The organism is Candidatus Pedobacter colombiensis (assembly GCA_029202485.1).
Lineage (GTDB): Bacteria > Bacteroidota > Bacteroidia > Sphingobacteriales > Sphingobacteriaceae > Pedobacter > Pedobacter colombiensis.
In genome coordinates this window covers 3,009,513-3,021,571 of record CP119313.1, presented here as the reverse complement: position 1 = coordinate 3,021,571, position 12,059 = coordinate 3,009,513, and the positions used below count along the sequence as shown (strand labels likewise).

At 40.4% G+C, this 12,059-nt stretch carries 8 protein-coding genes; 7 read left to right on the top strand and 1 reads right to left on the bottom strand.

Features of this window, described 5'->3' with window-relative positions:
- Positions 1-21 precede the first annotated feature (21 nt).
- Positions 22-801 carry an IclR family transcriptional regulator gene (locus P0Y49_12835; GenBank protein WEK17682.1) on the bottom strand — a complete coding sequence of 260 codons (780 nt, stop codon included), beginning with the start codon at positions 799-801 and terminating at the stop codon, positions 22-24.
- Between the two features lie 218 nt (positions 802-1,019).
- Between P0Y49_12835 and P0Y49_12830 the strand changes: the two genes are divergently transcribed.
- Genes P0Y49_12830 through P0Y49_12800 form a run of 7 tightly spaced genes read left to right on the top strand, consistent with a single transcriptional unit; the run spans position 1,020 to position 12,059 of the window.
- A complete protein-coding gene (locus tag P0Y49_12830) occupies positions 1,020-3,788 on the top strand; it encodes a glycoside hydrolase family 78 protein (protein WEK17681.1) in 2,769 nt (922 codons plus the stop codon).
- Between the two features lie 8 nt (positions 3,789-3,796).
- Entirely contained in the window at positions 3,797-4,912 is a 1,116-nt protein-coding gene (locus tag P0Y49_12825; GenBank protein ID WEK17680.1) for a glycosylase, read from the top strand.
- A gap of 13 nt (positions 4,913-4,925) precedes the next feature.
- Positions 4,926-7,346 carry a beta-galactosidase GalB gene (gene galB / locus P0Y49_12820; GenBank protein WEK17679.1) on the top strand — a complete coding sequence of 807 codons (2,421 nt, stop codon included), beginning with the start codon at positions 4,926-4,928 and terminating at the stop codon, positions 7,344-7,346.
- Positions 7,347-7,355: 9 nt separating this feature from the next.
- The gene (locus P0Y49_12815) at positions 7,356-8,516 is read left to right on the top strand and encodes an extracellular solute-binding protein (GenBank protein WEK17678.1); all 1,161 of its coding nucleotides are present in this window, start codon (positions 7,356-7,358) and stop codon (positions 8,514-8,516) included.
- Complete coding sequence (locus tag P0Y49_12810; protein ID WEK17677.1) at positions 8,513-9,664, top strand: CaiB/BaiF CoA-transferase family protein; 1,152 nt, start codon at positions 8,513-8,515, stop codon at positions 9,662-9,664. Before P0Y49_12815 ends, P0Y49_12810 begins: the two co-directional genes overlap by 4 nt.
- Positions 9,665-9,667: 3 nt before the next feature.
- Positions 9,668-10,831, top strand: a complete 1,164-nt coding sequence (locus P0Y49_12805) for a CaiB/BaiF CoA-transferase family protein (GenBank protein ID WEK17676.1) — start codon at positions 9,668-9,670, stop codon at positions 10,829-10,831.
- On the top strand, positions 10,824-12,059 hold the full coding sequence (locus P0Y49_12800) for an extracellular solute-binding protein (GenBank protein ID WEK17675.1): 1,236 nt from the start codon (positions 10,824-10,826) through the stop codon (positions 12,057-12,059). The genes P0Y49_12805 and P0Y49_12800 overlap by 8 nt, the downstream gene beginning before the upstream one ends.

Genomic DNA, 12,059 nt, shown 5'->3' with positions numbered 1-12,059 from the left:
AATTTCAAAAGTTAATTTATTTTACAATGCTAAAATCCCAATCCGCTCTTCAATTTTCTTCGCACACTTAATCGCCTCAACCAAAATATCCTCATTATCCATATCCTTATCCGCATTTAAGGCGGTAAGACTTGAAATTGTTAAGCAAGCGATAATTCCGGTGCTTCCGCGACCAATAGGAACGGATACATCAACTACTCCTGCAGCAAGATCACTGGTCCTGATGTAGGCGCCTTTACTTTGAATTTCCCGTAAAGAAGCTAAGAACTTTTTCTTTTCCTTTTCAGGGTATGCCTGATAGATATCATTGCTATTCAACACAACTTCCTGTTCAGCGTCAGGCATATAGGCAAGCAATACTTTTCCGGAAGCAGTTAAAGGCAAAGGAAAAAGGTTTCCCTCTTCAATAGATAGTGCTATCGGTCCCGGGCTTTTGGCGTGAATAATCACCATTACCTGGTTCATATATAATATACTAAGGTGACAAGATTGCATCACTGCATTAGCCAGTTCTTCTAGTGGATATTGTGCGGCCTTGCGCAATTCATCAACAGGCGAGTGCCGATGCGAAAGGTAAAATAGTTTTAGTGAAAGCCTGTATTTCCCGGAAACCTCGTCCCTTAAAATGTAGCCTCTACTTTCCAGGCTCATTAACATCCTATAAATCTCATTTGGACTTTTATCTATACCTGTAGCTATCTCTGTCTGAGAAAGCGGTATAGATTGAGCAGAGAGGTATTCAAGAATGTCCAAACCTTTATCCAATGCCGGGGCCTGGTATTTCATTTCCTTATCCTTCATAAAAACAAGCGAGTAACTTTTTTAATTGACAAACATACTAAATGCTTTTTATTCATTCTCCTGTAGTAGATTTAATAAAAAGATACTTAAATATACACTTTCATATTTGAAATAAATATTTATATTTGAATTAACAACCATTTGTAAACCCAATACCTTATTAATCTTTAAACTAAAAAACTAATTTAGTTATAACAGGTGTTAATCTTATAAACTGAATGAGCAAACTATTATATTTCCTTGGTTTATTTCTTTTCACTATACCGGTTTTTGCACAAAATTTAAGTGTATACGATTTGCGGTGTGACTATAGAACTAACCCACCAGGGGTTGAAATAGCTGCACCTGCATTAAGTTGGAAAATAGCATCTGCCGAAAGAAATATACAACAATCAGCTTATCATATTCTTGTAGCCGACGATGTTACTTTATTAACTAAAAATATCGGCAATGTCTGGGATTCAAAAAAGGTAGGTTCTGGTAAATCTTTGCAGGTAAATTATTCAGGTAAAGCTTTAATGGCCGGAAAAACCTATTACTGGAAAGTAAAGGTGTGGGACAATAAAGGCAATGCTTCAAGTTGGGCTACAATTGCCAAATGGCAAATGGGACTTTTGACAACAGCAGATTGGAAGAATGCCAAATGGATTGCTTATGAGAAATTGGCAGATTCTAATGTTACAGTCTTGCCAAAAGATAATAAAAAGGATACTTATTTGGGAAGTAATGTGTTGCCGCTTTTAAGAAAGGATTTTGCCGTCAAAAAGCCGGTAGCTAAAGCCAGTTTATTTATCAGTGGCCTGGGACATTTCGAGATGAGTTTGAACGGCAAAAAGCAAGGTGACCACTTTCTGGATGCGGGTTGGGTAAAATATGATAAGGAAGCGCTGTATGTAACCTTTGATTTGACGAATGACTTGCTTAAGGGAGCGAATACAATTGGCGTAATGTTGGGTAATGGTTTTTATTATGTGCCTCCGGTAAAGGGTAGGTTTAGAAAGTCGAAACCTGCATTTGGCTACCCAAAAATGATATGTAGGTTGTTGCTGGAATATAAAGATGGGACTACAGAAAACATCATCAGTGATCAAAGCTGGAAAACAACACCTGGACCAATTACCTTTTCCAGTATATATGGTGGAGAGGATTACGATGCGCGTCTGGAGCAGAAAGGTTGGGATTCACCATCTTTTAAAGATGCACAATGGAAAAATGTATTAATTGTAGATGGGCCACCGGCCATCAGATCGCAACAGGCAGAGCCACTTAAGGTATTTGAAAATTTCGGTGCACAAAAGGTTACTAAAATCTCTACCACGGAATGGGTATATGATCTCGGACAAAATGCTTCGGGTATCATTAGTTTAAAAGTAAAAGGCAATAAGGGCGATACCATCAGGATTTATCCAGGGGAACTACTTAAAGATGGAAAAGTTAACCAGAAACCAACTGGAAGCCCATTTTATTTTGAATATGTATTAAAAGGTGTAGGGGAAGAAATCTGGCAGCCACGTTTTACCTATTATGGTTTTAGGTACCTGGAAGTAAGAGGCGCAGTGCCTACAGGAAATAGCAAGCCAAAAGGCTTGCCGGAAATACTGGAATTAAAAGGTCTCCATACCCGTAATGCAGCCGCTAGAGTAGGAGGATTTACATCCTCAAATCAACTTTTCAATCAAACAGATAAATTGATCGATTGGGCCATAAAAAGTAATATGGCCAGTGTATTTACGGACTGTCCGCACCGTGAAAAGTTAGGTTGGCTGGAAGAATCGCATTTGATGATTTCATCGGTCATGTATAATTATGATGTGGCTACGTTAGCTGATAAAATCGTAAATGATGTAATTACATCCCAGCTGGATAATGGACTGATTCCGGAAGTTGCCCCTGAATACATTCATTTTACCTGGGGTGGTGATATGTTTCGTGATTCTCCTGAATGGGGGAGTACAGGGATTATCTTACCTTGGTATTTGTATGAATGGTATGGTAATACCGAAGTGTTGAAAAACGCTTACCCTATTATGCAACGCTATATTGTTTATTTACAAACTAAAGCAGAAAATAATATATTAAAGCAGGGTTTGGGCGATTGGTATGATATTGGCCCTAAACGCCCAGGTGTTTCACAGCAAACCCCAATGGGCGTAACAGGTACAGCCATTTATTATTATGATTTATGTCTGATGCAAAAAATGGCAAGCTTGTTGGGTAAACCTGCAGATGCAGAAAAGTACGGTAAGCTCGCTGCTGCGGTGAAGCAGTCCTTTAACACCACTTTTTTTAATAAAGAAACCGGGCAATATGCTACAGGAAGTCAGGCAGCCAATGCCATGGCCATCTATATGCAATTGGTTGAGCCAGAATATAAAGCTAAGGTGTTGGCTAATCTGATTAAGGACATCCGCGACAGAAATAACGCTTTAACAGCAGGTGATATTGGTTATCGTTACGTTCTGCGGGTTTTGGAACAAGAGAATAGGTCGGATGTAATATTTGATATGAACAGCAGGAGTGATGTGCCGGGTTACGGATATCAATTGGCACATGGTGCCACAGCATTAACAGAATCCTGGGCTGCATTGCCAGAAGTATCCAATAATCACTTTATGTTGGGCCATATTATGGAATGGTTTTACAGTGGGCTGGCGGGAATTAGACAGGAAGAAGGATCCGTTGCCTTTAAACATATTAAAATTTATCCTGAACCTGTTGGTGATCTGACCTCAGCAAAGGGCAGTTATCTTTCTCCATATGGTTTGATTGTTTCGGACTGGAAAAAAACAAACCAGACATTTGAGTTGTCGGTCACTATACCAACAAACACAATAGCTACCGTTTCCATTCCGGCAATGGAAAAACAGCAACTTACAGAAAACAATGTTCCTGTAAAGGACAATCCAGGAATTAAATTAATAGGTTACGAAAAGGGGAGAGCAGTATTGCAGATCGGATCGGGTAGTTACAAATTTAAAGCACAATAGGTTTAATCATGAAGTGGATAAAGGTTTTAGGTTTTTCTTTCTTGGTTTCGTCGGTTGCTGTAGCGCAGTCGCCGAAAAATGATATTCCGTCAGCTAAGATGCAGGAGATTTATGAGGAGGTTAAAACACCTTATAAATACGGATTGGTGATGGTACCGGAGGATGAGCAGCATAAAATGGACTGTCCTACAATTTTTCGTGAAGGAAAATTTTGGTATATGACTTACCTGATTTATAGTGGAAGAGGCTATGAAACTTGGTTGGCTAAAAGCAGTGATCTGCTGAGTTGGGAAAATATGGGGCGTTTAATGTCCTTTGGTGATGCCGGTAAATGGGATGATAATCAAAAGGCTGGATACAATGCTTTAACAGATACCAAATGGGGTGGTAATTATAAACTGGGTAAGTTTAACGGTAAATACTGGATGTCTTATTTCGGAGGTAAGGAAAAGGGCTATGAAACAGAACCGCTATCAATCGGAATGGCTTATACTGATCAGCAGCCTTGGGTGGTACAAGAGTGGACCAGGATGCCGGAACCTATCTTAAGTGCCCTTGATAAAGATGTGAGATGGTGGGAAAACCGTCATAAGCTTTTTAAAAGTTCAGTAATTGAAGATAAAAAGAGGCTAACAGGACATCCTTTTGTGATGTATTACAATGCTGTTGGCGATTCATTGGAAAACAATAAGAAAACAAGATGGTATGAGCGGATTGGTATGGCAGTGTCTGATGATATGTTACACTGGAAAAGATTTGGTAAAGATCCTGTAGTGCATCATCCTGTGGGTATTACCGGAGACGGTGTGATTCAGAAGATTAAAAATACCTGGGTGATGTTTTATTTTGGGGCTTTCTGGCAGGATAGAAAAGGCTCATTTAATCGTTTTGCGGCTTCTGATGATCTGGTAAACTGGACGGATTGGACGGGAGATAACCTGATCCAATCCTCTGAGCCTTATGATGAACTGTATGCCCATAAATCATTCGTTTTAAAATATAAAGGAGTAGTTTATCATTTCTATTGTGCTGTAAATAAAAAAGATCAGCGTGGTATTGCGGTGGCCACTTCTAAAGATTTAGGGAAGAGTAAGCTTGACTTTGTTTCGGGCAATGTTAAATAAAGAATTTTAAATTATGACGTTAAGAAAGAACCTGGTATTGCTTTTTCTGATATTGATTGTTGGCCTTAAAGCCAGTAGTCAGTCTCGTATACACCAAAGTTTTAATCAGGACTGGAAGTTTTTTTTAGGAGATCATGCTGAGGCTAAATCGTCGGATTTTAATGATTTAGGCTGGAGAAAGCTGAGCTTGCCACATGACTGGAGTATTGAAGGGAAATTTGATGAAAAGAACCCGGCAAAGCCGGAAGGAGGTGGATTACCCACGGGGATCGCCTGGTACAGGAAGTCGTTTACTTTGCCTGCTGCGTTGCAGCAAAAAAACATATTCATCGAGTTTGATGGCGTATATAAAAACAGTGAAGTATGGATAAATGATCATTTGCTGGGCAAACGCCCGTATGGTTATAGCTCTTTTCGATATGAGCTGACAAAATATTTAAAGGCTGGTAAGAATGTCATCGCTGTGCGGGTAGACAACTCAGCACAGCCTGATTCGAGGTGGTACTCCGGATCTGGTATTTACCGTAACGTTTGGTTAAGCGCTACTGGAAAGGTAGCCGTGGATCATTGGGGTACATTTGTAAGTACACCGGAGGTGAGTAAAGCGACAGCTAAAGTAAGCTTTAAGACTACGGTCAGAAATCAGGATAAATTAAAAAGGAAGGTTGATGTACAGTCGCAGGTTTTTGATACAAAAGGGAACCTTGTGGCTACTGCTAAAACGGAGGATGTAATGCTGAAAGACACACTTACCGAAGTCACACAGTTTGCTACAATAAACAACCCGGAATTATGGTCAGTAAGCCGACCTCATCTATACAAAGTAGTAACCCGATTATTTGTAGGTAAAAAACTGTTAGATAGTTACGAAACGCCACTCGGGATTCGTTATTTTAATTTTGATGCAGCAAAAGGTTTTACGCTGAATGATGAATATCTAAAAATATTAGGTGTCTGTATGCACCATGATCTAGGTGCTTTAGGGGCTGCGGTGAATATAAGGGCAATGGAGCGTCAGCTTGAAATACTAAAGGAAATGGGCTGTAATGCCATTCGCACGGCGCATAATCCACCAGCGCCGGAACTACTTGATCTTTGCGATAAAATGGGTTTCCTGGTGATGGATGAGGCTTTTGACATGTGGAAGAAGAAGAAAAACTCAAAGGATTATCACTTAAACTTTACAGAATGGCATGCTTCCGATCTGCAGGATATGGTTAAACGCGATAGGAACCATCCTTCAGTTATTTTATGGAGCATAGGAAACGAAATTCGTGAGCAGTTTGACAGTACTGGCCTAGCCATCACTAAAGAATTGGTGAAACTGGTAAAAGATCTGGATACTACCCGCCCGGTTTTATCCGCACTTACAGAAACCGATGCAAAGAAGAATTTTATTTATCAGGCAGGTGTATTGGATATATACGGCTTGAATTATAACCATAAACTGTATAAGGATTTTCCGAAGAATTATCCTGGACAGAAGTTCCTGGCTACAGAAACAACCTCTTCCTTAGATACCCGTGGTTTTTATGAAATGCCATCTGATAGTATCCGTCGCTGGCCAAAAGATGGCAAAACGAAATTTACAGAAGGTAACGCCGAATTTGCAGCTTCGTCGTATGATAATGTATCGGCCTACTGGGGTTCAACACATGAAGAAACCTGGAAGGAGGCTAAAAAGTACGACCATGTTTCAGGTTTATTTGTGTGGACAGGATTTGATTATTTAGGAGAACCATTGCCATATCCATGGCCAGCCAGAAGCTCTTATTTTGGCATTGTTGATTTGGCAGGATTTCCAAAGGATGCCTACTATATGTACCAGAGTGAGTGGACAAACAAGCCAGTATTACATCTGTTTCCACACTGGAACTGGACGGCCGGTAAAATGGTCGATGTGTGGGCTTATTACAACAATGCAGATGAAGTAGAACTATTCTTGAATGGAAAATCATTAGGAAAGAGAACCAAACAGGGAGAAGACTTGCACATTGTGTGGTCGGTAAAATATGAACCGGGTACTTTAAAAGCTGTTTCTAAAAAGAATGGTCAGGTGGTACTGGTTAAGGAGATTAATACTGCAGGTAAACCGGCTAAAATAGAATTGCTTACAGATAGAAATCAAATTGCGGCCGATGGAAAGGATCTTTCCTTTGTTACCGTAAGAATTTTGGATGCAAAAGGAAACCTGGTACCTGATGCAGATAACCTGGTACAATTTAAACTGGAAGGTGAGGGTACAATTGCAGGTGTTGATAATGGCTTTCAGGCTAGTCTGGAGCCTTTTAAAGCGGAATATAGAAAAGCTTATCGTGGCTTGTGTCTGGCCATTGTAGAGGCTAAAAACAAAGCAGGAAAAATAAAATTAATAGCGACATCTGCAGGGCTTAAACCCTCAGAAGTATGGATTAGCGTAAAAGGAATAAAGTAAAAAGAGGTCATGAGTGACAAGATTAATTTAAAAGGAATAACATGGAACCATAGCCGGGGCTTTGTGCCCATGGTGGCCACGGCACAACGGTTTTCGGAGTTAAACCCATCGGTAGAAATTACCTGGGAGAAAAGAAGTTTACAGCAATTTGCTGATTTTTCAATACAAGAGTTGGCACAGCATTTTGATCTGTTGGTGATCGATCATCCCTGGGCAGGCTTCGCCGCTAAAATGCAGTCTATCCTTCCATTGGATACTTATCTGACTAAAGCCTATTTAGATGACCAGTGCAAAAGTACCGTTGGACATTCGTTTGAAAGTTACTCTTATGATGGTCACCAATGGGCTTTGCCCATTGATGCTGCTACTCCTGTAGCTTCAAGCAGACCTGATCTGTTAGAAAAGCATGGTTTTAAGTTGCCTGCGTCTTTTGCAGATCTGCTTAAGCTGGCTAATAAAGGTTTAGTTGCCTTTGCAGGAATTCCCATTGATGTGCTGATGAATTTTTATACTTTCTGCTGTTCTCTTGGTGAAGATCCTTGTCAGCAAGAAGACATCATCGTTTCGCAGGAAACTGGTGTAAAAGCTTTGCAAATGTACCGCGAACTGGCTTCAAAAATTCACAGAGATAATTTTAAAAGAAATCCCATACAAGTGTACGAGGCCATGACCTTAAGCGATGACATTGCTTATTGCCCTTTTGCTTATGGCTATTCCAACTATTCAAGAAATGGTTATGCACGTAAATTGCTGCATTTTCATGATATGATTTCTTTAGATGGGCAAACCAATTTACGCAGTACTTTAGGCGGTACGGGATTGGCTGTGTCTTCCAGCTCAGAAAATATAGAAATGGCGGTTAAATATGCAGCCTATGTAGCTTCCCCTGCTTGTCAACAAAGCGTTTTCTTCGAAAATGGCGGTCAGCCAGGTCATTTAAGTTCATGGACTGCTACCGATGTGAACATCAAATCAAGCAATTTCTTTACCAATACTTTGCCTGCTTTGCAACGTGCCTTTCTTCGCCCACGTTACCATGGACACATGTTTTTTCAGGATCATGCTGGTGATATCGTAAGAGATTACCTGATGGAGGGAGGATCGGAATTACGCGTGCTGGAGCAGATGAACAAGTTGTATGTTGAATCACGAAGCTTAATATTATCATGAGAAGACCACTTGAAGGAATACTGGTCTTAGAGTTTTGTCAGTTTTTAGCAGGCCCCTCAGCCGGGTTAAAGATGGCTGATTTGGGCGCTCGTGTCATTAAAATTGAGCGTCCGATAAAAGGTGATGCCTGCAGACAACTGGCCATCAAAAATCTTTTTGTAGATGAGGATAGTTTGCTTTTTCATACCATCAATAGAAATAAAGAATCGTATGCTGCAGATCTGAAGAATTCTGAGGATTTAGATGCCATCCGGAAACTGATCGCCAGAGCTGATGTAATGACACATAATTTCAGACCAGGGGTAATGGAGAAAATTGGATTGGATTACCAGTCTGTAAAAACCGTTAACCCTAAAATTATATATGCCGCAGTAACAGGCTACGGAAATGAAGGACCTTGGGTAGGTAAACCAGGGCAGGATTTGTTGGTACAGTCAGTTTCGGGATTAACCCATTTATCGGGCAGTAGCGAAGAAGGTCCGGTGCCATTTGGATTGTCGGTAACAGACATTATGTGTGGTAATCACCTCACACAGGGAATTATTGCCGCTTTAATTAAGCGGGCAAAAACAAATAAAAGTGTATTGGTAGAGGTAAGTCTGCTGGAATCCGCATTGGATGTTCAGTTTGAGGTGTTGACTACTTACTTGAACGATGGTGGACAGTTACCGAAAAGGAGTAAAGTGAAAGGAAGCGGACACGCTTATTTAAGTGCTCCTTATGGAACCTATCAAACCGCTGATGGTTACATTGCACTTGCAATGGGGGATTTGAGTAAGATCAGTAAACTGATAGGTTGTGATATTTCTGCAATCTATACGAATGCTAAAGACTCATTTGAAAACAGGGATGAGCTGATCACATTGCTGGGACGGACTTTTAAAACCAATACCAACCAACATTGGCTAGAGGTATTGGAACCTCATGATATCTGGTGTGCCGCAGTATTGAACTATAAAGAAGCAACAGAACTCGAAGTATTTAAAAATATGGAGATGAGGCAACAGCTGGATCTTGGTAATGAGAGAACACTGGATACTACAAGAGCACCCTTGCAGATTGATGGGCGTAAATTATTTGCCAGCAAAGCAGCACCTAAAATTGGTGCGGACAACCAGAAAATTAACAAAGAATTTGAATTGAAATAGTATATGACCACCCTTGAAGAATATTTAGTAGTTGATTTTAGCCAGTTTCTGTCAGGTCCTTCTGCAAGTCTGCGGTTGGCCGACATGGGTGCAAGGGTAATTAAAATAGAACGTTTAGGTGTAGGTGATATTTGTCGCACTTTGTACACTTCTAATGTGATCATGAATGGAGAATCTTCTGTCTTTCATGCCATCAATCGCAATAAGGAAAGTTTTGAAGTGAATTTAAAAGATGAGCGGGATTGTCAAATGGTACGTGAGCTTTTGGCAAAGGCGGATGTGATGATCCATAACTTTCGTCCCGGTGTGATGGAAAGATTGGGTTTCGATTATGAATCTGTAAAACAGATCAATCCAAATATCATTTATGGGGAACTTTCTGGTTACGGTGTGGAAGTTGATGGTAAGGGAAAACCTGGACAGGATTTGTTGTTGCAATCTGTCACGGGCTTAACCTGGTTAAGTGGTAATGCTGATAGTGGACCTGTAGCAATGGGTTTATCTATTGTAGATATGCTTGCTGGCTCGCATCTTGCCCAAGGCATTTTAGCTTGTTTGTTTCGTAAAATAACAAGTAAGGTTGGGGCCTTGGTACAGGTGAGCATGATCGAATCTGCTTATGATTTTCAATTTGAAACCATTACCACTTTTATGAACGAAGGAGAGGCCCTTCCTGAACGAACGGCGAAGAATAATGCAAATGCGTATTTAGGAGCACCTTATGGTATTTATAAAACTGAAGATGGACATATAGCACTGGCTATGGGATCGATACCTGTTTTAGCCGATTTGTTGCAATGCGAAGAAATGAAGAAATATGTAGTACCTGCCGAAGCTTTTGATAAACGTGATGAGATTAAACCTATTCTCGCAAATCATTTGCTGAAGGGCACTACAGAAAAATGGCTGTCAATTTTGGAGCCTGCAGATATATGGTGTGCAGATGTGTTGAATTGGAAGCAACTGATGGAACATGAGGGGTTTAAAGCCTTAAACATGATCCAGAAAGTGGAAATGAGTGATGGCTATCAGTATCAGACTACAAGATGTCCGATCAGGATTGATGGAGAATTGTTAACTTCAGCCAAAGGTTCGCCTAAATTGGGGCAGGATAATGAACAAATCATCCGCCAGTTTATTAATATAAAATCAAGCATCCATGACTAAAAATGAAGTATTCAGAATTGCCTTACGTAAGTTTGGCCCCTTTGAATCTGCCATGCAAAAAGTATGGGATCAATATTGTCTTTATTCCGGTTGTGAATTAAAGGCAGAGCTGGTTTCTTTAGACTTGCATGAACTTCATGAAACTACACTAAAGCAGGATGGTCTTAAAAATGGTGATTGGGATGTAGCACATATCAATACGGATTGGTTGTATGAAGGGTATACGAATGGTGCTTTCGAAGATTTAAAGCCTTTTATCACTGCAAACTCTCCTTCGGAATTTCCACATGGATGGAGTAATTCACTATTGGCTTCGCAGCAATTTGACGAAGCAATTGTGGGCCTGCCATTTCATGATGGACCGGAATGTCTGATTTACAGAAAGGACTTGTTTGATGATCCTGAGGCCCAAAAAAGCTATTTAGCTCAATACGGAAAACCATTATTTGTACCCGAAACATGGGCCGATTTCCAACAGGTGGCCCGGTTTTTTAACCATCCCGAGCAAAATTTATATGGAAGTGTATTTGCCTGTTATCCTGATGGCCATAATACCGTGTTTGATTTTTGCCTGCAATTGTGGAGTCGCGGTGGAACACTTGTGGATGAACAAGGCAGAGTTAATATAAATACACAGCAAGCTATCGAAGGACTTGAGTTTTACAGGGAGATCGTTAAAGATAAAAATGCGGTACATCCCGGTTCAGTGAATTTTGATTCTGTACAGGCCGGTGCTGCATTTGCGAAGGGAGAGGTAGCGATGATGATCAACTGGTTTGGCTTTGCCTCGGTTTGTGAGGTAGATCCGGCTTCAGCTGTAAAAGGAAAGGTAGAAGTTGGCTTATTGCCTACTTCTCCGGGCAGTAAATCAGCATCATTAAACGTTTACTGGTTATATACAGTGGGTTCGGGCAGCAAGTATAAAGCAACAGCCTACGATTTTATCCGCTTTGCAGTAAATGAGGAAAATGATAAACTATTAACCCTTGAAGGAGGAATTGGTTGCCGGATTTCGACCTGGAAAGACAGAAAAGTAAACGAAATTGTCCCTTATTACCATAAGCTCGAACAGCTGCATGAAAGTGCCAGAACATTGCCACAGAAGCACAATTGGGCAGACATTGCATCGTTAATTGATGAAATGGTGTTAAGCACCCTAAACTCAGAATTACTTGTCGCTGAAATTGTAAAGACAACTCAGGATAAAATTAATTTAATCGATAAGTAG

What these genes read in the sequence shown, in the direction of transcription:
- P0Y49_12835 (WEK17682.1), bottom strand. Translation starts at nt 801, where the DNA reads ATGAAGGATAAGGAAATGAAATACCAGGCCCCGGCATTGGATAAAGGT.
- P0Y49_12830 (WEK17681.1), top strand. Translation starts at nt 1,020, where the DNA reads ATGAGCAAACTATTATATTTCCTTGGTTTATTTCTTTTCACTATACCG.
- P0Y49_12825 (WEK17680.1), top strand. Translation starts at nt 3,797, where the DNA reads ATGAAGTGGATAAAGGTTTTAGGTTTTTCTTTCTTGGTTTCGTCGGTT.
- galB (WEK17679.1), top strand. Translation starts at nt 4,926, where the DNA reads ATGACGTTAAGAAAGAACCTGGTATTGCTTTTTCTGATATTGATTGTT.
- P0Y49_12815 (WEK17678.1), top strand. Translation starts at nt 7,356, where the DNA reads ATGAGTGACAAGATTAATTTAAAAGGAATAACATGGAACCATAGCCGG.
- P0Y49_12810 (WEK17677.1), top strand. Translation starts at nt 8,513, where the DNA reads ATGAGAAGACCACTTGAAGGAATACTGGTCTTAGAGTTTTGTCAGTTT.
- P0Y49_12805 (WEK17676.1), top strand. Translation starts at nt 9,668, where the DNA reads ATGACCACCCTTGAAGAATATTTAGTAGTTGATTTTAGCCAGTTTCTG.
- P0Y49_12800 (WEK17675.1), top strand. Translation starts at nt 10,824, where the DNA reads ATGACTAAAAATGAAGTATTCAGAATTGCCTTACGTAAGTTTGGCCCC.